Annotated in this window: 22 protein-coding genes; 5 read left to right on the top strand and 17 right to left on the bottom strand. The window is 49.7% G+C overall.

All coding sequences use genetic code 11. The features are described 5' to 3' along the window. Window positions 1–30: 30 nt before the first annotated feature. The 3 genes from J2Y43_RS22985 to J2Y43_RS22975 all read right to left on the bottom strand — a co-directional run bounded on the left by J2Y43_RS22985 (window position 31) and on the right by J2Y43_RS22975 (window position 2,030). Complete coding sequence (locus J2Y43_RS22985; protein ID WP_309986803.1) at window positions 31–618, bottom strand: hypothetical protein; 588 nt, start codon at window positions 616–618, stop codon at window positions 31–33. Between the two features lie 33 nt (window positions 619–651). After that, the gene (locus J2Y43_RS22980) at window positions 652–852 is read right to left on the bottom strand and encodes a hypothetical protein (RefSeq protein WP_309986806.1); all 201 of its coding nucleotides are present in this window, start codon (window positions 850–852) and stop codon (window positions 652–654) included. Window positions 853–923: 71 nt separating this feature from the next. Continuing rightward, entirely contained in the window at window positions 924–2,030 is a 1,107-nt protein-coding gene (locus J2Y43_RS22975; RefSeq protein ID WP_309986809.1) for an MBL fold metallo-hydrolase, read from the bottom strand. A gap of 123 nt (window positions 2,031–2,153) precedes the next feature. Between J2Y43_RS22975 and J2Y43_RS22970 the strand changes: the two genes are divergently transcribed. Genes J2Y43_RS22970 through J2Y43_RS22960 form a run of 3 tightly spaced genes read left to right on the top strand, consistent with a single transcriptional unit; the run spans window position 2,154 to window position 7,841 of the window. Continuing rightward, complete coding sequence (locus J2Y43_RS22970) at window positions 2,154–4,025, top strand: CocE/NonD family hydrolase (RefSeq protein WP_309986811.1); 1,872 nt, start codon at window positions 2,154–2,156, stop codon at window positions 4,023–4,025. A 48-nt stretch (window positions 4,026–4,073) separates the two neighbouring features. Next, window positions 4,074–4,850: a ThuA domain-containing protein gene (locus tag J2Y43_RS22965; RefSeq protein ID WP_309986813.1), complete on the top strand. Its 777-nt coding sequence runs from the start codon at window positions 4,074–4,076 to the stop codon at window positions 4,848–4,850. Between the two features lie 6 nt (window positions 4,851–4,856). Further along, on the top strand, window positions 4,857–7,841 hold the full coding sequence (locus J2Y43_RS22960) for a glycosyl hydrolase family 28-related protein (protein ID WP_309986816.1): 2,985 nt from the start codon (window positions 4,857–4,859) through the stop codon (window positions 7,839–7,841). 61 nt (window positions 7,842–7,902) lie between these two features. Here J2Y43_RS22960 and J2Y43_RS22955 read toward each other — a convergent pair whose 3' ends face one another. Continuing rightward, window positions 7,903–9,306, bottom strand: a complete 1,404-nt coding sequence (locus J2Y43_RS22955; RefSeq protein ID WP_309986819.1) for a metallophosphoesterase family protein — start codon at window positions 9,304–9,306, stop codon at window positions 7,903–7,905. Window positions 9,307–9,402: 96 nt separating this feature from the next. Here J2Y43_RS22955 and J2Y43_RS22950 point away from each other — a divergent pair, with 96 nt between their 5' ends. Next, window positions 9,403–10,653: a serine hydrolase domain-containing protein gene (locus J2Y43_RS22950; RefSeq protein WP_309986822.1), complete on the top strand. Its 1,251-nt coding sequence runs from the start codon at window positions 9,403–9,405 to the stop codon at window positions 10,651–10,653. Between the two features lie 4 nt (window positions 10,654–10,657). Here the strand turns inward: J2Y43_RS22950 and J2Y43_RS22945 are convergent, their stop codons facing one another. From J2Y43_RS22945 to J2Y43_RS22935, 3 genes are all read right to left on the bottom strand, one after another. Further along, window positions 10,658–10,813, bottom strand: a complete 156-nt coding sequence (locus J2Y43_RS22945; protein ID WP_309986825.1) for a hypothetical protein — start codon at window positions 10,811–10,813, stop codon at window positions 10,658–10,660. Further along, window positions 10,810–11,265, bottom strand: a complete 456-nt coding sequence (locus J2Y43_RS22940) for a type II toxin-antitoxin system VapC family toxin (RefSeq protein ID WP_309986828.1) — start codon at window positions 11,263–11,265, stop codon at window positions 10,810–10,812. The genes J2Y43_RS22945 and J2Y43_RS22940 overlap by 4 nt, the downstream gene beginning before the upstream one ends. Before the next feature lie 84 nt (window positions 11,266–11,349). Beyond that, window positions 11,350–11,601, bottom strand: a complete 252-nt coding sequence (locus J2Y43_RS22935; protein WP_309987922.1) for a Fic family protein — start codon at window positions 11,599–11,601, stop codon at window positions 11,350–11,352. A gap of 66 nt (window positions 11,602–11,667) precedes the next feature. Here J2Y43_RS22935 and J2Y43_RS22930 point away from each other — a divergent pair, with 66 nt between their 5' ends. Further along, window positions 11,668–13,866, top strand: a complete 2,199-nt coding sequence (locus tag J2Y43_RS22930; RefSeq protein WP_309986832.1) for a radical SAM protein — start codon at window positions 11,668–11,670, stop codon at window positions 13,864–13,866. On the opposite strand, the gene nagA is transcribed toward J2Y43_RS22930, so the two are convergent. The 10 genes from nagA to J2Y43_RS22880 form a co-directional block, all read right to left on the bottom strand. Continuing rightward, window positions 13,861–14,979, bottom strand: a complete 1,119-nt coding sequence (nagA, locus tag J2Y43_RS22925) for an N-acetylglucosamine-6-phosphate deacetylase (RefSeq protein WP_309986835.1) — start codon at window positions 14,977–14,979, stop codon at window positions 13,861–13,863. The two genes, J2Y43_RS22930 and nagA, sit on opposite strands and share 6 nt — an antisense overlap. Before the next feature lie 59 nt (window positions 14,980–15,038). Continuing rightward, on the bottom strand, window positions 15,039–15,602 hold the full coding sequence (locus tag J2Y43_RS22920) for a pentapeptide repeat-containing protein (RefSeq protein WP_309986837.1): 564 nt from the start codon (window positions 15,600–15,602) through the stop codon (window positions 15,039–15,041). A 15-nt stretch (window positions 15,603–15,617) separates the two neighbouring features. Continuing rightward, window positions 15,618–15,914 carry a thioredoxin gene (gene trxA / locus J2Y43_RS22915; RefSeq protein WP_090375102.1) on the bottom strand — a complete coding sequence of 99 codons (297 nt, stop codon included), beginning with the start codon at window positions 15,912–15,914 and terminating at the stop codon, window positions 15,618–15,620. A gap of 93 nt (window positions 15,915–16,007) precedes the next feature. Then, window positions 16,008–17,057, bottom strand: coding sequence for an acyltransferase (locus tag J2Y43_RS22910; protein ID WP_309986841.1), 1,050 nt, complete (start codon window positions 17,055–17,057; stop codon window positions 16,008–16,010). Between the two features lie 51 nt (window positions 17,058–17,108). Then, window positions 17,109–18,455, bottom strand: coding sequence for a hypothetical protein (locus tag J2Y43_RS22905; protein WP_309986844.1), 1,347 nt, complete (start codon window positions 18,453–18,455; stop codon window positions 17,109–17,111). After that, window positions 18,452–19,330: a glycosyltransferase family 2 protein gene (locus tag J2Y43_RS22900; protein WP_309986846.1), complete on the bottom strand. Its 879-nt coding sequence runs from the start codon at window positions 19,328–19,330 to the stop codon at window positions 18,452–18,454. The genes J2Y43_RS22905 and J2Y43_RS22900 overlap by 4 nt, the downstream gene beginning before the upstream one ends. An 18-nt stretch (window positions 19,331–19,348) precedes the next feature. After that, entirely contained in the window at window positions 19,349–20,302 is a 954-nt protein-coding gene (locus J2Y43_RS22895; protein ID WP_309986849.1) for a hypothetical protein, read from the bottom strand. 6 nt (window positions 20,303–20,308) lie between these two features. Further along, complete coding sequence (locus tag J2Y43_RS22890) at window positions 20,309–21,061, bottom strand: DUF5672 family protein (RefSeq protein WP_309986853.1); 753 nt, start codon at window positions 21,059–21,061, stop codon at window positions 20,309–20,311. Beyond that, entirely contained in the window at window positions 21,061–22,044 is a 984-nt protein-coding gene (locus J2Y43_RS22885) for a glycosyl transferase (RefSeq protein WP_309986856.1), read from the bottom strand. The genes J2Y43_RS22890 and J2Y43_RS22885 overlap by 1 nt, the downstream gene beginning before the upstream one ends. After that, window positions 22,041–23,264, bottom strand: coding sequence for a glycosyltransferase family 4 protein (locus tag J2Y43_RS22880; protein ID WP_309986860.1), 1,224 nt, complete (start codon window positions 23,262–23,264; stop codon window positions 22,041–22,043). Before J2Y43_RS22880 ends, J2Y43_RS22885 begins: the two co-directional genes overlap by 4 nt. Window positions 23,265–23,267: the final 3 nt, after the last annotated feature.

The following is a 23,267-nucleotide window of genomic DNA, read 5'->3' as shown; positions in this document are numbered from 1 at the left end:
GCAGTTTTTGAGTTGAAGTTCATCAAGCTTCTATCGACCAGGATCAAAAAGCTCTGTTAATAAATCGGGGTTTCTTACACAGAGGTGAATGTGGTCATGCTCGCGGAATGCGCTGCCTGGGTAGACGGGGAAACCTTCTTGAAATGGCGCGCGGACAGTGTCGAAAGTCGTTGGAATATCTCTTGTGGAGGCTAGCGAAAAGGCATAGTCTATTACAGCTCTATCAAGATATCTCAAAATCAAATCAGCCGGATTGCCTTTGCCTCTTGGATGGGGCTGGTTAACTGGAAACGCTGTCTTTGTATTGTTCCAGTCTTGAACCAGATCGTCGTAGGAAATTCGGAGGATTTCTTTGGCAAATAAATTAGATAAATCAAAGCAGTGACCTAGACGAATTTTCGCACCAAGTACGGCGGCATTTTTGCCGTGAGCTTCCAGCGCCCATTCGTGAGCCCGAACGAAATCGTTTTCCCAGAAATAGACCCCGGGACCCAGCCAATCGTACCGGTTCGTGCTGCTTTGAAATTTAATGGAGCCATTTAACAGTTGCTCTTTGACGCTGATATCGCAGCCATGAAAACCATATACCGCGACATCGCAATAGTGGAAGGGATACATTATGTAAAAAATAGTGTGTGAAGAAAAATGTCACTAGGCAGGATGAGGGACGGATTTATGCTGATCATCAGTTATGCCGCCCCGATATCGCTCGGTCACCTCGCCATTCTCATCCAAATAGCCGATTTCCTTCAAATGATCAATTGAAGTCTGACGGGGATCTTCTGACCCATTGATCTCTTTCCTGCGCTCGGCCACATAAGCCCGCACCTTGTCAACCAGTTCCTGTGTCATTTTAGTAGTGTGTTAGGGGATATTATCCCGGTTATCAGATAACCAAAGTTCAAAAATATCCGGCGCTTTTCCTACTCCTCCGGCTGCAACCGTGCTTCCTTCCACCATTGCGTAAATGTCTGATCTCCTTTCAATTCCACCTTTTGCCCGATGAGCGGGGTTACGAGCGGCATGCCTTGCTTTTGGGCTTCGGCGGTGGCGCGGAGGATGGGTTCGTTCCAGTCGTGGATGGAAAGGGCAAATTTGGCCCAGTGAACAGGCATTAGCTTTTTGGCGCCGAGTTCGCGGGCTGCGGTGACGGTTTCTTCGGGCATCATGTGGATGTATTTCCAGGCTTCATTGTACTGGCCGCATTCCAGCAATGCGAGGTCGAATGGACCGAATTGAGCACCGATCTTTTTGAAATGATTGTCATAACCCGAATCCCCGCCGATGAAGATTTTTAATGTCGGTGTCTGCAAAACGAATGACACCCACAGTGCGCGGTTCCGGCTGAAATCGCGGCCGGAAAAATGCCTTCCCGGCGTTACATTCACTTTAAAGCCATCGCCCAGGTCGGCGCTTTCGTTCCAGTCTTTTTCGATGATATTAGCCACGTCGTAACCCCAATATTCCAGGTGTTCGCCGGTACCGAGGCCGGTGATGACCTTTCCAACTTTGGTTTTGAGTTTCAGGATGGTTTCGTAGTCGAGGTGGTCCCAGTGATCGTGCGAAATGAAGAGGTAGTCGATGGCTGGCAAATCTTCTACTTGATAGATATCACTGCCCTTGAAGCTCGGTGTCGTGAATTTGATGGGCGAGGCGCTTCCGCTGAAAACCGGGTCGACGAGAATGGTTTTACCGTCGACCTGCATGAAATAAGACGAATGCCCAAACCATACCAGCACATTTTCTTCCGGTTTCAGATGCAGCAGATCCGTTTTTTGGGAGGGGATCAGCGCGCCGGGAATGTTATATTTGCTTTTGCCGAAAAAAAACTTCGTAAAAACCTTAAAATAACTGTTGCCTTCGGCGAGATCAGGCGTGAAGCTTTCGTTTTGAAACTGCCCGTCGCGGTAGTGTGGTGATTTTTGGATTCTTTCGAGCCGCGCGCCCGAAGGGTGTCTTCCGAATAATGGCTGTTGCATGAATGCATACACGCCCAGGGCGATCAATGCCAGAAAAATGAAGAATATCATGAAGGAAAATTTAATGATCCGTTTACGCATAGCATGTGGAGGAGTGGTGAAAGTTTAAACTGGACGAATGTACGGTTTCTTACGTATTTTTGAATTTACTAATCCAAACAAAACCAAACAGTCATGAAGAGAAATGTATTGCTGTATTTACTTTGCCTTTTATCGTGGGCGGCCGTCGCTCAGAACTCAGCCCCGGATACGAGCTGGGTCAAAGCCAACTACACCAAAACAGAGCAATACATTACCATGCGGGATGGTGTGAAACTCTTCACCGCCATTTACACCCCCAAAGACGATTCGCAGACTTACCCGATTATCATGCAGCGCACGCCGTACTCGGTACGGCCTTACGGGGAAGGCAATTACCGCCGCTCGCTCGGGCCTAACGGGCACCTCATGCGTGAGAAGTACATTTTTGTGTATCAGGATGCACGCGGTCGCTACAAAAGCGAAGGCAATTTCCGGGAAATGACGCCGGCGATTGAAAACAAGAAGAGTAATAAAGATGTGGACGAATCGAGCGACACTTATGACACGGTCGAATGGCTTTTAAAAAACACCAAGAATAATGGGAAAGTAGGGCAATGGGGCATTTCGTTTCCGGGCTACTATTCTTCGGCCGGATTGCCGAATGCGCACCCTGCCATGGCGGCTGTTTCACCGCAAGCCCCCATGTCCGACGAGTTTATCGGCGACGACTGCTACCACAACGGGGCGTTCTTTTTGATGGATAACTTTGGCTTTTACAGTGGCTTCGACGGCCCTAAAAGCAAGGACGGGACGAATTATAAGAGCCATTTCAATGCGGAATACAATGATGCTTACAAGTATTTCCTCGATTTTGGCCCGTTGAAAAAGAGCAATGCCGCTCCCTATTTCGCCGATCCGAACAGCATTTGGCGGCAGACCACGGCGCACCCGGTGTACGACGAGTTCTGGCAATCGCGGAATATCAAAAACCATTTGAAAAACATTAAACCGGCGGTGTTGGTAGTAGGCGGCTGGTTTGATGCCGAGGATTTGTATGGTGCATTGAAAACCTACGCGGCGATCGAAAAACAAAGCCCGGGTAACAACAACCGGCTGGTAATGGGCCCATGGACGCACGGAGGCTGGGCAGCGCCTGCCTGGAAGAGCTTCGCGCAATACCGGTTTGGCGCTGATGTGAACAAATATTATCAGGAAGAAATTGAAACGAAGTTTTTCAATTTTTATCTCAAAGGCAAAGGGGCGTTCGAGCAGGCGGAGGTAACTGTTTTTGAAACGGGCTCCAATCAATGGCGGAACTATGATGTGTGGCCGCCGAGGAATAGCGTGCCTACTACTTATTATTTCGCTAAGAACGGAGGAATGGCTGTTGCAAAATTGTTATCTGAGCCAAGTTCCACTACCTATGAAAGCGATCCCGCCAAACCGGTGCCTTACACGAATGTGATCAGCGGGCACCGAAACAACGAATACATGGCCGAAGACCAGCGGTTCGCATCGCGCCGTCCCGATGTGATCAGTTTCCAAACGGATACTTTAACGGAGGATTTGACATTAACCGGCGAAATCGTGGCCAATCTGATGGTTTCCATGACCGGCTCGGATGCGGATTTCATCGTGAAGGTGATCGATGTATGGCCTGCCGGCTCGACCTCAGCCGCTGCACAAGAAGGCGGCAAACCTGTAATAATGGATGGTTACCAGCAAATGGTGCGCGCGGAGGTGTTGCGGGGTAAGTTTAGAAACAGTTTTTCAAAACCGGAGCCGTTTGTGAAAGGCAAGGTGGAGAAAGTGACGGTGAAGCTGAATGAAGTGGCGCATACATTCAAAAAAGGCCATCGCGTGATGGTTCAAATACAAAGCAGCTGGTTCCCGCTGGTAGACCGTAACCCGCAGAAATTCATGAATATTTTCGAAGCATCCGAATCGGATTTTCAAAAATCGCGGATTACGATCCATCACGATGCGAAGAACGCCAGTAGTATTACTTTGCCGGTAATGCGCTGATAGTAAATTAATACCCTTTTAATCCTAAATCCCTTAATCCTAAATCCAATGAAAAATGTATTCCGGAAAATCCCGGTTTGTTACGTCGTGCTGTGGTTTGTCGCCGGCGCGACGGCTGCCTGGGCGCAGACCAAGCCCAAATTTCGCGTTCTGGCCATGGCCGAACCGGGCGGCCACCACATCGCGTATTCCAAAGCAGCCCGTCCGTGGCTGGATTCGCTAGCTGAAAAAGAGCATTTCAGTATTGATTACATTGATAAAGCAGACCCGATTAACGAGGCATTTTTATCGAAATATCAGCTCGTTATCCAGCTCGATTATGTGCCCTATGCATGGAAACCCGAGGCGGTAGCTGCATTTGAGAAATATATCGATGAAGGAAAGGGCGGATGGATCGGGTTTCACCACGCAACCTTGCTGGGGGAGTTTGATGGCTATAAAATCTGGCCGTGGTTTTCGGATTTTATGGGCGGCATCCGCTACAAAAATTACATAGCCGATTTCGCAGCGGCTACCGTGCAAGTTGAAAACCGTAAGCATCCGATCATGAAAGGCGTTCCGGCGTCGTTTGCGGTGCAAAAAGAGGAATGGTATATCTACGACAAAAGCCCGAGGCCGAATGTGGAAGTGATCGCGAGCGTCGACGAATCGACTTACAAGCCTGATTCGAAGATCAAGATGGGCGACCACCCGGTCGTTTGGTCGAACCCGAAAAAGAAGGCGAAAAATGTTTACATTTTCATGGGCCATTCGCCGGTGCTGTTCGAAAGCGACGTTTATAAAACCATTTTCAAAAACGCCATCCTCTGGGCTTCGCAAAAATAGACGGATATGCTGAATAGAATTTTAATGCTTGCGCTGATGGTTTTGGCGCAGCAAACCGGCTTTGCGCAAAAGAAAAAGCCGAAGGTTAATCTCGTACCTGAAAGCAAATCTTTTTACCAGGCGCGGCTGAACGACGAGGATGCTACTTATTTTACCCCCGAAAACTTCAAAATCACCAATGACGGCAAGACCGACGTCTCCGACGAGCTGCAACGTGCTATTAATGAGGTGAAACTCAATTACAATTTCGGCATTGTATTCATTCCCGAAGGTATTTACAAAATCAGCAAGACGATCTACATTCCGACTGCCGTGCGCGTGATAGGCTATGGTAAAAAGCGCCCGCAGATCGTTCTGGCCGACAATGCGCCGGGTTTTCAGGAGGAGTATCCGCAGGACAAAGGCAATGCGAAATACATGTTCTGGTTTACATCTTCTATTCCAAAGGAGGGGCAGCCGGTGCCGGACGCCGGCGCCAGTACTTTTTACAGCGCCATGTCCAACGTGGATTTGCAGATAGGCGCGGGTAACCCGTCGGCAGTGGCCTTGCGGACGCATTTCGCCCAGCACAGCTTCATTTCGCACGTCGATATCCATGCGGGAAGCGGGAAAGCGGGTATGTTCGATGTGGGGAATGAAATGGAGGATGTTCGCTTTTTCGGGGGCGATTATGGCATTTACACCTTCAAACCGTCGCCCGGCTGGCAGTTTATGATGGTCGATACTTATTTCGAAGGGCAGCGCAGGGCGGCGATCCGCTCGCAGGAATCGGGGTTGACGATCGTGCGGATGACCGCCAGGAACGTGCCGACGGTGTTGGAGATCAACCCTAATTTCTATGAAAAACTGTTTATAGAAGACAGCCGTTTCGATAATGTGAGCGGTCCAGCGTTGGTGATCAGTAACGAAGGCAATGCGTATACCCAGATCAGTTTGCGCAATATCGACTGCAAAAAAGTGCCCATACTGGCCAGTTTTCGCATTAGTGGGAAGCAACTTGCCGGGCAAGGTGAAATGTACAAGGTAAAAAGCCTGACCCACGGCCTGCAAATGGCTTCCATCGACGCAAAGCCGGTGCATACCACGGTTCTGGACTTGGAAACACTCAAAACAGACCCTATACCAGCCTCGAAAGACATTCCTGCGTTCCCGGACATCAGTACCTGGGTAAATCTCAAAACGTTGGGTGCCAAGGGCGACGGCGTTACGGATGATACCAGGGCAATTCAGGCGGCCATAGACCAGTACGGGGCGATCTACGTCCCGCAAGGCTGGTACCGCATTACCGAAACGCTGAAATTGAAAGAAAAAACGGCATTGATAGGTCTTAACCCGGTTTCTACACAATTTATTTTGCAGGATAACACGGAGGCATTCGGGAGTTTCGGGCCACCGAAGCCAATGGTGGAGTCGTCACAGGGTGGGAGCAATATCCTTACGGGCATCGGCATTTCAACCGCAGCGAGCAATACACGGGCGGTGGGTTTGAAATGGATGGCCGGTGCCAACTCCTATGTGAATGATGTGAAGTTTCTGGGCGGGCATGGTAACATTGCGCGGAAACGGCCAGGGCAGGAGGCTTTGAGCAACTCGTCGCATGTAGGCAATGAGCAGCATTGGGATACCCAGTATTGGAGCCTTTGGATAACTAATGGCGGCGGTGGCACATTTAAGAACATCTGGACTGCGAATACCTTCGCATCTGCAGGTACATATGTGTCGAACACGTCCACGCCCGGGCGCGTGTATGCGATGTCGGTCGAGCATCATGTGCGTAATGAGGTGCGGTTTAAAAATGTGTCGAACTGGAAGGTTTACGCCTTGCAGCTCGAAGAGGAGAGCAAGGAGAGTTCGGGTTGCCAGCCGCTGGAAATCGAATCTTGCGATAATATGCTGTTTGCCAACCTGTATATGTTCCGGGTGATCCGCGTGAGCACACCGTTTCCGCATTCAATCCGCTCGTGGAACAACCGTAAGCTGGAATTTTTAAATGTGCATAATTACAGTCAGACAAAATATCCGTCGACAGTGCCATTGTACGATGTGAATACAGGTATTGAAGTGCGTCCGTGGGAGTTCAACCGGTTGGTCATCGACAACCCGAAACCACGTGCAATTGATTTACAAGTAGGGAAGACGGTACAACTGGCTAAGGGTTTCGAGTTTGCGGACGGCATTTGCCACGATAGCAGGGGGAATGTGTATTTCAGCGAATCGCGGGCACGGAGGATCTATAAATGGTCGGCGAGTACAAATGCGTTAAGCCTTGTCGCCGATTTTCCATGGGAGCCGCTTTCACTGGGTGTCGATACGAAGGATAATCTGATCGTAGTATTTAAATATGTTCCCAAGCCGGGCTACCTGTTAGACGGAAAACCCGAAACATTTCCGAACCCGCCGGATGCGGCTGGTACCTCGTTCAGTGGGTGGGGAAACAGCGGTTTCGGTACATTGGTGTACGCCATGAACCCCGATCAGCCGGAGGAATCCATGCATTTGCTTCAAAAAGTACCGGTTGAAAAGGTGACGGGCATTGTCAAAACATTGAACCCTTCCAACCGTCGCCGCGATTCGGGTGATTTTCTGAAAGTAAGTATCAACCAGTTCCAAGAATGCTGGCTGGCACCGGATGGCGTGACGACCGTGCCGGTAGTCTACGACCTGGCGCGGTCGAATGCATTGGTGGAGGGCTATCCTGGAAAAGTGCTGTACGGTGCCGATGAGTATTTGAAAAGGAGCGTTCGGTTCAACGTGGGGCCGCAGGGGCATTTGTCGGAACCGCAATTGTTTGCAGAAAAAGGGGAATTCAGCTCTGCGGTGGACAGCCAGGGCAACGTTTATATCGCGGATGGCCAGGTGTATGTGTTCGACTCTTCCGGGAAGGAAATTAATATGCTCGAAACGCCGGAAAGGCCTTCCACGATAACCGTGGCAGGCGATACGCTTTTCATTACCGGTCGTAATGCATTGTATGCCGTTAAACTGAAATAAGAAAGCAAAAAGGCAGGCGTTTGATGTAAATGCCTGCCTTTTTGCTACGCTTCATCCAGCGTTACTTAATGCCTTTGCGTTTTTTATATTCCTGATAACGCTGGTTATATTCTTTCAACTCTTCTTCCTTGAAAGTTTTCATGTAATGTTCCGGCAGATCGAGCCGCTCCTGCATTTTTAGCGTATTTGAAAGTTCTACTAATGTATTGACGCCGTTTTTATCTTTATTCAAATCAAATGCGTCGTACAAATCGCCGTTGACGGTGAATGCCTTGAATGCAAGTTTGTTCTGATCAACCGTAATGGCCTGATACAATTGCGTATTCGAAGCAGCACGGTCCATCCAGTTTTGCAAGCCGATGTCATACATTTTCGGGCCGCTCACCGATACCACATAAATAGGCCCGTCGGGCTTCTTACGGCTCTGGCCTATCGGAATGTTCAACCCGCGCCCGTAAGTGTGGTCGTGGCCTTGCAGCACGATGTCTACCTTATGCTTTTTGTATAAGGGCTCCATAGTATCCCGCCATTCGTCGTTGTCGCGGCCGTTTTTGGTGGAGTAAATAGGGTGGTGATGCACCACGATCGTCCAGCGGTTCGGATTATTGGTCGTGATTTGTTCGAACCAGGCAGCCTGCTTTTTCATGGTCGTCGAGTCGAGGATTGCAGCCTGCGAATCGAGTGAAATGAAGCGGACGCCTTGATAATCCACATAATATGCGGTTTCTGAAAGACCTTCCGGACCGTTTTCTGGCAATGCAAACTGGGGCTTCCAATGTTTTGAAACGAAGAGGTTACGCTTTTCATCGCGGTAATATTCGTGGTTACCGGGAGTGGCCAGGTTGGGTACCATGCCATTGATCCAGCCACCTGCCTCAAACCATTCGCCCCATTGGTAATCTGCATTGGAATTGTTGATCAGGTCGCCCGCGTGGATCATCAGGTTGGCCTTGGGCATATTCGCGAATGCGCCGCGCACCGCCCGTGACCATAGCGAGCGAATGTCGTTTTGCGCATCCCCAAAATAGAGGAACGAAACCGGTTCCGGCTTGTCGGACGCCGTTTTGAAATGAAACCATTCACTCCACGCCTTGCCGTCACCAACACGGTACACGTACTGTGTGGCGGGTTTCAGGTCTCCGAAATTCGCTTCGTGATAATGGATCGTTTTGCCGTCGATCGCTACCCGGTGCGTTGCTGCCTGTACGGTGCGCGCTTTGGACGGGAAATCGGGCGATGGATCTGCTTCGTGTATTGCCGCCATGGCGGTCGTCACGGTCGAATCCGTGCGCCAGTTGACGGCCTGGGATACAGCAGGGTTTCCCTTGTAGCCTAATATGATACGGTCGGGGAAGGAGGAAGGCGGGTAACTTTTGTTTTGCTGCGCGTAACCGGGCGCAGTGCCGGCAGTTAGTAGAATTCCCGCAAAAAGGAATTTGGAATATAAATGACTGAAAGATTGCATGTTGAATTATGGCGATTTTGGTCACAATAATACCCGTTTGGAAAGCAATCGGACTAGTTGCTATCTTCATTTTACATTTTGATAATATTGAGTGCCATGAAGCTACATTTACGATTGATTTACACCTCCTGCCTTTTTATTGCGACTGTTATTGCTTGTAAAAAGGACAAAGATCCGGATCCGGTAACCGAGGAAGAGTCGGCAAAGAAATTTGTTGAAATCCTGGATGATTCACTCAAAGGAAAGGGGTTCGGTTACAGTTTTGCAGTGTATAAAAAGGACCAGCTGATTGGCACCGGAGTGGGCGGTTTTTATGCCCGAAATGCAGAGATACAGGAGAATAAGGCCATAACGGCGGATACTAAGATGCAGATTGCCAGCATGACGAAGACCATTACTTCGGCTGCTTTCCTCAAACTGGCCAAGCAAAAGGGGATCAAAACAACCGATAAAATTATCGACTATTTGCCCAAAACGTGGGTGAAAGGGCCTAATATCGAGCTCATTACATTCAAAGACCTGCTCACGCACACGAGTGGGATCATAGGCATGACTGAAAGCTGCAAGAATGGTGCATTCACCGAGAATGTCTGGTACGGTTTGAAATTGCTGATTGAAAATGGTATAAAAAAAGAAAACCATGGGTCGAGCTGTTACCAGAATGCCAACTTCGGACTTTTCAGGGTGTTGATACCGGCGATCAATGGGTTGGAATTTACGGGTAGCGACAACAACGATGCGGTGTCTGCCTTGAACGGATACGAGGAATATATTCAGAAAAACATTTTCGAAAAGGCCGGAGTCGTTGTGGGCGGTCCCTTTTCAAACGGCCTGCCGACACCCACCTTTGGTTATGACTACCCGTACTCGGGCGAATACGGTTTCGATCCGGGTGATTTCAGCTCGACTACCGGTGGTTATGGTATTTATCTTACGGCCAACCAGGGGGTAAAACTGTACGCCGCACTTTTCTCGCCCGAAAACAATGCTGTCATCACACAGGATATCCGTGACGAAATCGTGAACAATGGGTTGGGTAGTTACAGCGCCGTCATGCCGGAGGGGAAATTCAGCTATCACGACGGCTGGTGGTACTCGGGGATCGGAATTCCCAATCCGAAGGGTTTCAGGAGCGTATGGATGCACTGTCCGGAGGATATTACCGTCGTGCTCTTTACCAACGCATTACGCAACGGCGACGGCCTCTTCCCGATCCGCTCGGATTTTTATCAGGACATTACTTCTTATGTGCTTTGGGCATTTTCCAAATACAAGGACCCGGGCAGGGGTAAGCGCATGCGGCAGGTTGATTTTCATGGATATCTGGAACATCCGGAGCCGCATTGAATTATCACGAGCCGGAGTATAGCTTCGCTCTTTTTTCGGCAAAATAGGCTTGGAGCTCGTCCAGATTCATTCCTTCAATTTCACGGGAAATTTTTTCCTTGATGTCGCGCGTCATCTTGATAGCGTCGAATTCCTTTTCCTTTTTTTCTTTCGTTTTCATGCTTTCAGGACTGTTTTGGGTGATACGATTTCAAGCTCTTTGTATCCTAAACGTAAATTTATGCAATTATATCCCCTGATTCGATGAGCGTTGACAATGTGTTTGAAATTCCAGCTTACCAGGAAGTCAACCTCGCTAACTGTGGCGATGGCAATGTGCAAGCAATCGTTTCGACTAGTTGGCCCCACTACCTTTTCATTTAAGTAAGTCTCTGCCAAAAGAACGGATTCCTGAGTTAGCGGCACATACTCGGCCAAGTTATTCTGAACACGGGCCAGCAAATTCCTGACCCTTTCAGGAGCGTCAATGAGTTCACCTTCTGTAATTTCTGATAACACACAAATAATCTCACCTGAAATAACCAACTCAAAAATCCTTAAACTTTCAATCTCGAACTCGGCGTCAAAAACACCTCCGAACACAGACGTGTCAAGATAATAGCGAGGGGGCATGTATAGTATGTGTAAATGCTTTGGAGGAGCAAATCTAAATAGATAAGGGGGGCGCTCGCGAACTAACTTCTCAAATAACACGCCTCAGTTATCCAACGCTTTCGGCAACATCATCAAGAACGGCTCGGCTTTGGTGAAATCCAGCTGCTCGTAAAATATGCCCAGCCTGTTCAAATTTCGATAATACGCATCGACATGCAGGTAATAATGCCGCTCCGATTGAATGTACCACGCCATCGCGCCCAGCTTATCGGAGAGAAACCACTTTTCTAGCAATCGCCCGGCCCGGCCATTACCGTCGTTGAACGGATGGATGCACACAAATACCAAATGGATGAACGACGCATAAGTATTCTTTCAAATCCAAAACCCCTACCTTTGCACCGAAGAAAACGCGCATCCGTGAAAAAGAAGACACTCCTGCTCACCCCACCATTTACCCAGCTCAACACGCCTTATCCTGCCACTGCTTATCTCAAAGGGTTTTTGAATACCTTGGGAAGAGAGTCGTACCAGGCCGACCTGGGGATTGATGTGATCCTGGAATTGTTTTCATCCAAAGGGCTGAAAAAGCTTTTTGCGATGCTGGAAGCGTCGGATATCGAGCTGACGGACAATAGTTTCCGCATTTACGCACTTCGGGATGAGTACATTTCGACGATCGATCCGGTGATCCGTTTTCTTAAAAACAGCAATCCAACGCTCGCCCATAGCATTTGCGATCGCAGCTATTTGCCGGAAGCAAGTCGTTTCCAGCAGCTCGAAGACCTCGACTGGGCCTTCGGTACGATGGGTATCCACGATAAGGCCCGGCACCTGGCGACCTTGTACCTCGAAGACCTCGGGGATCTGATCCAGGAAGCGGTGGATCCGCATTTCGGTTTCAGCCGCTACGCCGAGCGACTCGGCCGTTCGGCGACGAGCTTTGATGAAATGGAAGCAGCGCTCGAATCGCCGGATACCTTGCTTTCGCAGACTTTGAAGGATATCCTGGAACGTAAAGTAAAGCAATATGAGCCCGACATTGTGTGCATTTCGGTGCCTTTCCCGGGCAATTTGTATGGTGGGTTTAAATGCGGGCAGTATCTGAAAACGCATTACCCGCATATCAAAATCGTGATGGGCGGAGGATTTGCCAATACGGAACTGCGTTCGCTGGAAGAACCGAGAGTTTTCAATTATATCGATTTTGTATGCCTCGACGACGGTGAGGCACCGCTGCAATCACTTTTGGAACACCTGGATGGCGAGCGCGACCTGGCCAGCCTGAAACGCGTGTATTCGCGGGTGGACGGGAAAGTGGTATACCATAATGGCGCAAAGGAAAAGGACGTGCCGCAACGCGAAACGGGTACGCCGGATTACAGCGATTTGCCTTTACACGACTACCTCTCGGTGATCGAGATCGTGAACCCGATGCATCGCTTGTGGAGCGATGGCCGCTGGAACAAGCTCACGCTCGCGCATGGTTGCTACTGGGGAAAGTGCTCGTTTTGTGATATTTCGCTGGATTATATTCGCCGGTATGAACCGATGACCGCCTCGCTGCTCTGCGACCGCATTGAAGAAATCATCACGCAAACGCAGCAGAACGGCTTCCATTTCGTGGACGAAGCCGCGCCGCCAGCCTTGTTGCGCGATCTGGCGCTGGAAATTATCCGCCGGAAACTAACCGTCGTTTGGTGGACGAATATCCGTTTTGAGAAGAACTTTACACCCGACCTGTGCCTGCTGCTGAAAGCCTCCGGCTGCATTGCCATTTCAGGTGGCCTCGAAGTGGCGTCCGATCGCCTGCTCGACCGGATGAAAAAGGGCGTCACCGTCGCGCAGGTGGCGCGCGTGGCGGATGCGTTCACGCAGGCGGGCATTATGGTGCACGCGTACCTGATGTACGGCTTCCCGACCCAAACGGCGCAGGAGACCATCGACTCCCTGGAAATGGTGCGGCAAATGTTTCAGCTGGGCATTGTGCAATCGGGCTTCTGGCACCGGTTTGCGATGACGGCGCATAGCCCGGTGGGCCTGCATCCCGAGGAATTTGATGTGATGCGGCTAGGGCCTGATACCGGGAAGTTCGCCAATAACGATTTGGAGCATAACGACCCGCTCGGGGCCGATCATGATCGGTTCGCCGAAGGTTTGCGCAAGTCGCTTTTCAATTATATGCACGGCGTTTGCCTCGATTTCCCGTTATCCAAATGGTTTGAGTTCAAAACGCCGCCGACTTCCATTCCGCCTAATTATATCGAAAAAAGCATTCACGAGCCTGTGGAACTTGCCGCGCGACCGAACGCCGTAATCGTATGGACGGGAAGTTTGCCGGAAATGGCGGTTTTTGCGGAGAAAAGAGGCAAGAAGGTAGTTGAAATAGCAGAACTCGTTTTTTATAACAAGAAGAAAGAATGGGCTGTGGAAGCGGAGGTGGAGGTAGGAGCGTGGCTCACGGAAGCGCTTCCCAAACTGCTGATCGCCAACCGGGAGGCGTATGCTTTCGAACAGTTTAAAAACGACTTTGAAACAGCCGGAATAGGCTCTTTTGAAGCATTTCTCAACTCCCGCACATGGCAGGAGCTGAAAAATGGCGGTATGCTGGTATTATAAAACCTGGTAGCGCAGCACTTCGAAGGTTTGGAGGTTATCGTCGAATGTGGTGAAAACAGCCGGGTAACCCGGGGAGATGCTGCCGATCTTGTCCTGGATACCCAATGCGGTAGCGGGACGAATGGTCGCCATTTCAATCGCTTCCTGAACGGGTATTCCAATGATCTCAACGGCGTTCCGTACCGCGTCGCCGAGTGAAATGGTAGCCCCTGCGAGGTTGCCATCCGAGTTGATGTATTTCCCGTCTTTCAGGCTTGCATCAAATTCCCCCCATTTGAACTGGGTCACTTTCTGCCCTAAAAACAACGCATCGGAAATAAGAAAAAGCTTATCGCCCTTGATTTTGTAGGCTACGCTGGCTGCGCCGAAATCGCAATGGGTACCATCGATAATTACTGGCGCGTAAACGGATTCGGTGTCGAAAGTAGCACCAACAAGCCCGGGAGCGCGATGCCCGAATGCCGACATGGCATTATACAAATGCGTTACCAGCTGGATTCCCTGGTCGAATGCGGTCATAGCCTCGGCGTAGGTAGCGTTGGAATGCCCGGCCGAAACGGTAATGCCCGACTCGAGCAGCATTTGCAACTGATCTTCCGTGAACATTTCCGGTGCGATGGTGATCAGGCGGATCACGTCTTTGCCGTAACGGATGATCTCTTCCAGTTCCGGGTTGGTAGGCTTGCGGACAAACGACGCTAAATGCGCCCCACGTTTGATGGGATTCAAAAACGGGCCCTCCAAATGCATTCCCAAAACACCGGAATCCGGATTCCGGGCCATGTAGCTGCGTGTGGCCTCGATGCCTTTCAGGATGTTGTCGTGCGGGGACGTGATGAGGGTAGGGAGCACGTATGCCGCGCCGGTTTTTACACTCGCCTGGTAAATGTCGTCGATCGTTTCCTCGTCGGCGCGCTCGGTGAAGTAAAACTGCTCGCCGCCGTTGATATGGCTGTCGAAAAGCCCGGGAGCGAGGTTGGTCACCTGAGGCATGCCGGTTTTGGGCGTGCCGCCTTCCACGCTTCGGATACGGCCGTTTTCGACGACGATAATCTGGTTAAATAGGAGTTCTTTTCCCGTAAAAACTTTCTCTGCAAAGAATTGGGTGGACATAATCAAAGGCTTGGTTTAGAAGCGCCCAAGAAACAAAAAACGCAGAGCCGTTCAAAGCACTATTTGATAATAATATCAAACTTGGTCAAAAGCCCTGCGAGGTCCGACGATAGGAATTTCGCCTTGCGGACATTGTTGGCCGTTGGATCGATCGTGAAGTTCTTACTGGTCGAAAAATCGACGCCGCCGAGGTTGGTACCATCGAAAACCGCATCCCAGAAATCGCAGTTATGCACTTTGCATTTCGACAGATCGGTTTGGGTAAAATCGGCGTTGTGGATTTTGCAGCTGTTAAAAACGGACTTATTCAGTTTCTTACGCTCGAATATCGCGTAATCGAGAATGCAGTTTTCGAAAATGGCTGCAAATGCAAAGTCTTTCGCCTCCGAAAAGTTGACGCCGGTAAGCTTGCAGTTGACGAATTCTATATCGGAAATCTTACAATTTTTAACGGATGCATTGCTCAGGTTGCACTCCTCGAACACGCAGTCGATGAAATCGATGCCCGTCAGGTCCGGGATGTTGCATTGCACAAACCGAACCTGCTCGTAGCTGCTTTCCAGCAATGGCTCAATGCTAAAATCTTTATTTTCAATTGTGTCGAAATTGCGGGTATTACGCATTGAGCCAGGGAAATATTAAATGTATTGCTTGATCACGGATTTGAGCTGGTCGGCCTGCACTACGCCCGACTGGCGCCAGAGCGGCTTGCCGTTTTTGAAGACGATCAGTGTAGGGACGCCCTGAATGCGGTACGCCTGTGCTGCGGATTGGTTTTTATCCACATCGACTTTAATGATCGTCGCCGAGTCACCCAAATCGGCTTTTACTTTTTCGAGGATCGGCTTCATCATTTTACAGGGGCCGCACCACTCGGCCGAGAAGTCCACCAAAACCGGTTTATCGCTGTTGATCAATTCTGAGAATGTTGCCATGATGCTACTGTTTTGTCTTTATTGATAACCCATCCGGGTCCCGAAAGGTTTAATCAAGGGCCGGCGGAAAAAGCAGGAGTAAAGATCATGCCATTAATTCCAATTGTCTCTCAGAAACTTACCCACACGTTTTTCCACCCATTCATAGGTGAAATGCGAATACAGGATAGTTAACCCGATGGAACTGAGCAAAGAAATGGCGAACATGCCTTCGTTCTCGGGAGATTTGAGGAACCTGAACAGAACGATGTTGACGAATATCAGCACGATCGCGTGGTTCAGGTAGATAGAGTAGGATATTTTGCCCAGGTACTGAAAGGGCTTGCTGCTCAGCATTTGCGTAACGATGCCGGTAGAACTGGCGAAAATGATGATCCCGAGCGAAAAAATGAATGGGAAAACGAGCTTCCACAGGTTCAGCTCCCAATGATGCACGAAATACATGGCTGCCACCATTAAGAGCAGGAACGGGATTTCGAATGCGGAAAGCTGAAATGTTTTTTGTCTTAATAACCTGTGCGTGAATATGCCTAGCGAAAAACACAGGAGTCCGCGCACGAAGCCGTAGTCGTAGGCAAGCAGGTATTCGCCCCGCGAACAGATGAAAATAGCGGACAGTAGCCCGATGAGCGCAAACGCCGCATATTTAAACCTGGGAAGCATTAAAACTACCAGTCCGAATACAACGTAGGAGATCATCTCGGCCGAAATCGACCATGAGGGATAATTATTGCTGATCCACCCGCCGAACACCGTACTGGAACCCATGAATGTCAGGGCGTCGAGAGAAGTGTACAAATAGTAGCTCAAACCCATTCCGGCGACATTTTTCAATGCGCTGTGCTCGCCGAGCAGGTTGGCCGCCACAAAAACGACTTCGGTGTAAAACAGCAGCGGGTATAATCTGATAAAACGCTTTTTCAGGAAAGTCAGGAAATCGCCCGTGGTGTGAATGCGGTCGACGTAGTTGAGTGCAATGACGAAGCCACTCAGCACGAAGAAAAAGTCGACAAACAGGCTCGCGTTGATCACGAAAAAGTTGTTGTAAAGGATCGACTCTTTGAATGCATTGTGATGATGGGCAATGACCAGGACGGCAAATATGCCCCTTAACCCATCCAGTTGTTCAACTCTGTTCTTCATGCGCGGAATGCAGGGAACCTCTCAGAAGTTCCCACGGCTCGGGGGAGCGTATCAGGTGGTTACGGTGCTTACGGGTTGTGGCTGGGGCCTTGAAACCTTTCTAAATCTCGGGACAGCGTCCAAGTATTTGATACCCAGGAAGCGGATCATGACCGCATACGGGAACCAGAAGGCGATATCGTACGGCCGCCCGCCTGTGAAGAGCAGTACCACCATCGACAGGAAGAAATAGGCCAGGAACGTCGTCAGCGGGTTGGTATGACGGCGCACTTCGCGTATCACGTACAGGAACAGGAAGAAGTTAAAGCTTGCGAAAAAGACGAAACCAAAAATCCCGTGATTCACCCACGATTCTAGCAGGGGTACGTCGAGGTAGTCATTTTTATAGCCTCTGCCGAGGAAAATATCCCATGAATACAATGTTTCTAAAAACTCGCCAAAACCGCTTACGCGCCCCATGGCGGAATAATCGACATCAGCTTCTTCGGAAAGCCTCACACCGGTGGACGTAAAGATTACGTTCATGATCCGGTCCTGGAAAATATCCCAATATCCCAGCAACAGGTTCAGGATGTTACCGTAGCGCGAAAGGAAATAGTTGATCGCCACCAATATGAGTATGATAAATACCATATTCCTGAACTTGAACGCATTGGCGATGCCGGTGGTAATGTTCGAAAATTTGAAATGAAACAAAAAGTAGGCTCCAAAAGCGATTCCCAGGCCGAGATAACTGGATTTTGCGAGCGACAACACCACCACACCCATTCCAAACAGTACTGAAAAAAACAGGAATAGCCTGGTTAACAGATGTTTGGTGTTTCCCAGCAAAACCAGGGCTGAAAGCAGCGTGATAACCCCGTTACGGGCCGTGATGTGCGGGTTACCTCCCGGTTGGGCACCTTCGTTGGCAAAATTCACGGCAGCCCGCATACCCGGCGTCCAGTTGGGGTCGGTGATGAGCGAGTAAACCAGGGTAATGTTGGTAAAGAACGAAAACAGGAAAAGTACCTGTATCAGCGTGTCTTTCACGTCGTTGGGGACGTGCATAAGCAATGCCAGAAACCCGAATGTGAATACGAAGTTACCGATATCTGCTATTGATTTTCCCTGGTGGTTCATGAACATGAAGTACCAGAGTGTCAGCAGCAAAAAACCTGCTCCGAGGTTGATCAGGATGACATTCGGCTTGTAAAGTCTCTTGAAAAGTGTGGGCGGGATCATGAGCAGCAAAGCCAGCGAGAAGAACATCGCTGTAAAAACACTGCTAGCAGGGCCGATACCGAGCGTATCGCGTATGAAAAATATCAGCGGAAATCCGTTGAACATCATCGCGATGCCCATCGAATACCGGAGATAATTAAAATTGTTGACTACATTAAATAAGCTCCAATTCATCTGGAAAGCCGGAATCTGATGTACTGAATATCGAACCGCAGAATGAAATAGGCGATTTTACGGACACGGCACCAAAGATACTTGATTTTGTTGAGTACGGTGTTCGTTGAAATGTACAATTTTTGTACCCTCGCATGCTCCTCCCGGCCGATGGTCGTGGCGATGGTCGACGACTTTGCTTCCGCGTGTACGCGCAGTGCACCCCCGAGGCCGTCGATCTTTTTCGTGGTGGTCGACTTGTGCGATGTGTACCGGGTAATGAAGTCGTAATCGAATGCAAAACGGAACGACTCGTCGAACATGCCGTACTTTTCCACGAGCGAGCGCTTGAAGAAAAGCGACTGGTTATGGATTTGCATCCCTTCCAGGATCTGGCAATCGAAGTCGTAAGAAGTCGTTTTGAGTATTTCGGTCACTTCGTCGTCGGTAGTGATCATGTACAGGTCGCCGTAAAGGATATCGACCGGATATTTCAATGCTGCTTCTCCAAAACGAGTGAAAGTGCCGGGGAAATATACATCGTCGGAGTTTTGGAAGCTGATGTACTCGCCCGTTGCCCGCTCCAACGCCTTGTTGATGGCATGTACCTGCCCGCGGTCCTTCTCGGAAACCCACCACGATAGGTATTTTTCATATTTTTTGATCACCTCCACGCTCCCGTCATTCGAGCCTCCGTCGACGATAATATATTCGAGGTTCGGATAGCCCTGGTTGAGCACGCTCAGGATCGTCCTTTCGAGGAAAGGGGCTTGGTTGTAGGAAGGGGTGATGACCGTCAGTTTCGGGTATCGCTGCGCATTACCGGAAATTTGGGCCGGTTTCAGTGCTGATACGAAGTTCCGCAGGTCCTTTGTGGTTTGTTCTAAAAAATGCATGGAATCCTGTTTCGCTGGTTAAAACTGATCGATATAATTGGTCAATTCTTTCAATCTGGCGGCAATGCCTTTTCGCATGAGCCGGTTGGGAAGGATATTGGCATACTTCCCGAACGCCGGTTCGCCGCCGATTTCCAATTCCTGTTTCTTTCTGATGACAATGCGTTGATATTGCATGAACAATGCCTGAAACGCCTTATTTTCCGTTACAAGCGGGGCATGATCGGACCAGATCGGATCAAAGTACCCCAACCCGGCGAAATCGAGCGAAACCAATGGCTGGCCGTCGACTTCGTACGTGTCGTTTTGGCCAATAAGATTTTTATTCAAAACGGCGTTCAAACCATAGTGCCAGCCGGGATTATGCAGGGTTTTCGATGCGGGAACCCACACCGGCATATAGTTCAGCCAGAGCTGGTCCGTATTCATGCCATTGCAGAGGTCAAAATAGGCGCGGTCGATGGTCCGGTGTGCCCACCATTCCAGCGCTGCTATGGTTTTCTCCCCAGGACGCAAAATCCAGCTCCCCGAATGGTACATACCCGCATTCAAGATGCGCTTGTCATCCAGAATGGCAGATTCTTTCAACGGTGCCGAGAGATTTGGCGTTAAAAACATTTCGGCACCGGCATCTAGCAGGCTGTCGATCGGGCTTTTGAGCAGCACAGTAGGGCTCAGGAAGCTCAGCTGTCGGCATTCCGGATGTTTTTTCAACAAACCCAATGCAAACCACGGACGGGTTGCGGGCAGGAGTTCGAAATCGTAATAATCAGCGGCCATTCTATCGAATTCAGGAATAGCCAGCTCCGAAACCGGAAGCAGCTTAACATGCTCCGGAAGCTTTTCAATAGAGAGGGAGTCAACCAACCCGATGTAAAATGCACTTTCAGGCTGGTGTTGTAACACAGAATCCGCCAGAGCCAGTGCATGCGCCAGGTTGGTTCGGTTACAAACTGTGTATATAATATTCATGAACGACTATTCCGTTTCAGGCAAAGTTTTAAAGTAGGGTATTCCGTGGATATTGTCCCGCGAAATGCCCGTTAAGGCAAAAGGTAAAGCGGCATTTTGATATTGGACACCAAATTGCACAAAATGGCTGCGTACAACATCGGTAGGCTTTCTCAAATGCGGTAAAAACCTGTTTGCTTCAAGCTCCCAGAACACCGAATCGGCATTGGGGAGGTTTGCATTGTGACGGTATTGATGGGCGACACTCCGTTTGCCTTTCAAAGTGGCCGTCATCCGCTCAATGCGGCAAAGGTAAAGCCCGTTATCGGCATAACCCGCCCCGAATAATCGTTTTTCCTCCTCCGTCAGCCCTGTAATGCGCTTCAAAAAGCCGGGAGCGGAGTAGGTGTCAGGTAATGCGGGACCTGCTTTGAGGTAGTCATAACCTTGCTTGCACCAGTAATGCAGCTCGTCTTTGATTACCCAGCTATTCAGCTCGTGAATCAATAAAAAGTCGCACCAGTTGAAGCGATCGTAGAAATCCGCCATCAGCAAAAGCTGTCCCAAATGCTGCCGGGATTCGAAAAAGCGTTTCGGGAAATGCACTACATCAATATGCTCCGCATGTTCGCGTACCACCGAAAGATCGGCACCTTCGCCAGCGACGAAAATAATCGGATAGTCGGCAAGGATTTGCAGCGCGTGATGCAGCAATTTCTCCTCCGTTGGGTTGATCTGAGGTTCAAGAATGGGGACGATAACGGTAACCAGCTCTTTCATCAGATCGTTTGCAGCTTGCCGATCAGGTAGTTGAAAGGCATTTTCAGATATTTCCTCACGCGCAGGTACCGGCGCACAGGCGCGGGCTTGATGTACGCGCAGGGGAATTTGCGGTAATAAGCGTTCCCGTTGTCGATCAGGCTGTTTTTGTACAGTGCAAAAAGCGCTGTGAGATCGGTACGGACATTCAGTTCGAAGCGATCCTGGTATTTCGACAGGATATCGGGTTTAGCGGGGTCGTAGCCGCTGTAATGAAAGAAGATCAGCGGATTTTCTTCATTCACATACCACTGGCTGTCGCGCTGCGAAAACGTCCGCTCATGCAAGTTCCAGTAAGCTGCATTATAACCCGGACTTCTTTCTATATAGGTGTTCGGGACGAAAACCGGCAAGAAATTCATCCAGTTCTGGTCTACGAAAAGCCCGTTACAGAGGTCGATCAGGCACTCATAGCGCAGCTTTTCTTCCCACCATGCGATGAACCGGTCGTTTTCCTCCGAACGGCTGAACGCCACAAAACCGAGGTTATAAACACCCGTATTGAGGTGATGCAGCTCGTTGGGCGTCAGCCGGTCGTTGATCGGCGTATTGATATGCGGCGTGAGCACAGCATTGTGCCTGGCCAGCGAGTTTTTGAGTTCTGTTAACGGCTGAAAAACAATGATATCCGGGTCGAAATAAATGACGTTTTTCGCCTCGGGGTAATGTTTGAAAAAATAGGTAAAATAAAAAGGTTTTACCGCTGTGTTCAGCTCGGTGATATTGTAGCGAGCGCACATTTCCTGAAAATCGCGGATTTCGATCTTGTCGATCTCGATCATCGGGTAGGAGGGCGCGTATGAATCTTCAAATGCAACTCCGTGAAGCGTGTCGACCAGGCCAATGAAAAACCGGACATCCGGGTTGGTGGCTTTGAGCGAGTCTCCTAATGTCCGGGCTTGCGCGAGGTAATTGATGGAGCAAATGGTAAAGGCAATGGTCATTGATTGTGCTGTTCCGAAACCTGCAAAGGTAAATACTTCTGAATAATGGCTTCGACGCTCGCTACGCTTTTGTCTGTGTTATGCCTTTCCAATACTTTTTTACGTGCATTCTGACCCAGGGTGTTCCGCAATGAGGGATCGAGGATCAGCTGGATGATCGCATCCGAGGCCGCCGAAATGTCCATATACGGTACTACAAACCCCGCATCGCCCTCGATGAGTTCCGGTGCGCCGCCTGCGCCTTCAAAACATACCACTGGAATTTCCTGCAATGCGGCTTCCATAACGACCAGTGGATAAGGGTCCTCGCGGGAGCTCAGGAGCAATACGTCGAATCGGTTGATATAATCCAATGCACGCGGCGTTGGCGGAATAAGGATGATTTTGTCGCCTAATCCCATAAGCCGGATATCGTTTTCGATCAGCTGGTAGATCTCATGCTGCGGGCCTGCGCCCACCCACACGAAGTAAACAGGCAATGGCTGTGTTTTCCGGATAACCCGACTGGCGATCCAGTTAAAGATGTCATTCCCCTTGCGCCATTCGGCATTTCCACAGCCACCTATTACAATGGCGTCCTCGGGGATTTTATAGGTCTTTTCAAGAATGTCGTGCTGAACGTCGGCCAGCCGCTGGTCGATATGCTCGTGGTCGATCAGCGTAAATGTGCTGACATGTGCGGCGGGGAAATCGTATTTACGGATATAATGGTCAGCGACGGCGTTCGAAACGGCGATCAAATGATCCGTCTTTTTGAGCAGGAAAGAGAGTGGTTCTTCCTGCGTATAAATCTTGACAGACATGGCCAGCTCGTGTACAAAAAGTACAAGGGGCAAGTCGTGGAAGGATTTCAGGAAGTCGTAATAAACTTCCGCATTGGCAATAGAGTTAATGAAAATGAGGCCGATGTTCTGTTGTTCGAGTTCGGCCAGGACCCTTTCGTTTCCTTTGTGCTGCGAGTGCTCTTCGTAGAATTTCAGCAGGTTGGTTTTGCGCAGCAATTTGCCGGTAAACGGGGGGGTGGTGATCTTTTTAGTTTGAAAAAGACGCGTAACACCCACTACTTCCTCGAATTCCGCTTCGAGTTCCCCTCCGTTACAGAGCAGTAGGTGCATCGGAATGCCCCGTTCTTTCAATAGCCGCAATAACTGCAGCAGCAGCAACTGACTCCCTGCCCTGTTAGCATCGTGACTTACAAAAAGTATCTTCTTCTGCTCCATTAC

The organism is Dyadobacter sp. BE31, assembly GCF_031457695.1.
Taxonomy (GTDB): Bacteria; Bacteroidota; Bacteroidia; order Cytophagales; family Spirosomataceae; genus Dyadobacter.
This window is presented reverse-complemented; position numbering and strand designations above follow the sequence as displayed.

What these genes read in the sequence shown, in the direction of transcription:
- J2Y43_RS22940 (WP_309986828.1), bottom strand. Translation starts at nt 11,265, where the DNA reads ATGCCCCCTCGCTATTATCTTGACACGTCTGTGTTCGGAGGTGTTTTT.
- J2Y43_RS22920 (WP_309986837.1), bottom strand. Translation starts at nt 15,602, where the DNA reads ATGCGTAATACCCGCAATTTCGACACAATTGAAAATAAAGATTTTAGC.
- J2Y43_RS22950 (WP_309986822.1), top strand. Translation starts at nt 9,403, where the DNA reads ATGAAGCTACATTTACGATTGATTTACACCTCCTGCCTTTTTATTGCG.
- J2Y43_RS22955 (WP_309986819.1), bottom strand. Translation starts at nt 9,306, where the DNA reads ATGCAATCTTTCAGTCATTTATATTCCAAATTCCTTTTTGCGGGAATT.
- J2Y43_RS22895 (WP_309986849.1), bottom strand. Translation starts at nt 20,302, where the DNA reads ATGAATATTATATACACAGTTTGTAACCGAACCAACCTGGCGCATGCA.
- nagA (WP_309986835.1), bottom strand. Translation starts at nt 14,979, where the DNA reads ATGTCCACCCAATTCTTTGCAGAGAAAGTTTTTACGGGAAAAGAACTC.
- J2Y43_RS22975 (WP_309986809.1), bottom strand. Translation starts at nt 2,030, where the DNA reads ATGATATTCTTCATTTTTCTGGCATTGATCGCCCTGGGCGTGTATGCA.
- J2Y43_RS22880 (WP_309986860.1), bottom strand. Translation starts at nt 23,264, where the DNA reads ATGGAGCAGAAGAAGATACTTTTTGTAAGTCACGATGCTAACAGGGCA.
- J2Y43_RS22900 (WP_309986846.1), bottom strand. Translation starts at nt 19,330, where the DNA reads ATGCATTTTTTAGAACAAACCACAAAGGACCTGCGGAACTTCGTATCA.
- J2Y43_RS22985 (WP_309986803.1), bottom strand. Translation starts at nt 618, where the DNA reads ATGTATCCCTTCCACTATTGCGATGTCGCGGTATATGGTTTTCATGGC.
- J2Y43_RS22965 (WP_309986813.1), top strand. Translation starts at nt 4,074, where the DNA reads ATGAAAAATGTATTCCGGAAAATCCCGGTTTGTTACGTCGTGCTGTGG.
- trxA (WP_090375102.1), bottom strand. Translation starts at nt 15,914, where the DNA reads ATGGCAACATTCTCAGAATTGATCAACAGCGATAAACCGGTTTTGGTG.
- J2Y43_RS22960 (WP_309986816.1), top strand. Translation starts at nt 4,857, where the DNA reads ATGCTGAATAGAATTTTAATGCTTGCGCTGATGGTTTTGGCGCAGCAA.
- J2Y43_RS22890 (WP_309986853.1), bottom strand. Translation starts at nt 21,061, where the DNA reads ATGAAAGAGCTGGTTACCGTTATCGTCCCCATTCTTGAACCTCAGATC.
- J2Y43_RS22945 (WP_309986825.1), bottom strand. Translation starts at nt 10,813, where the DNA reads ATGAAAACGAAAGAAAAAAAGGAAAAGGAATTCGACGCTATCAAGATG.
- J2Y43_RS22910 (WP_309986841.1), bottom strand. Translation starts at nt 17,057, where the DNA reads ATGAAGAACAGAGTTGAACAACTGGATGGGTTAAGGGGCATATTTGCC.
- J2Y43_RS22970 (WP_309986811.1), top strand. Translation starts at nt 2,154, where the DNA reads ATGAAGAGAAATGTATTGCTGTATTTACTTTGCCTTTTATCGTGGGCG.
- J2Y43_RS22885 (WP_309986856.1), bottom strand. Translation starts at nt 22,044, where the DNA reads ATGACCATTGCCTTTACCATTTGCTCCATCAATTACCTCGCGCAAGCC.
- J2Y43_RS22980 (WP_309986806.1), bottom strand. Translation starts at nt 852, where the DNA reads ATGACACAGGAACTGGTTGACAAGGTGCGGGCTTATGTGGCCGAGCGC.
- J2Y43_RS22905 (WP_309986844.1), bottom strand. Translation starts at nt 18,455, where the DNA reads ATGAATTGGAGCTTATTTAATGTAGTCAACAATTTTAATTATCTCCGG.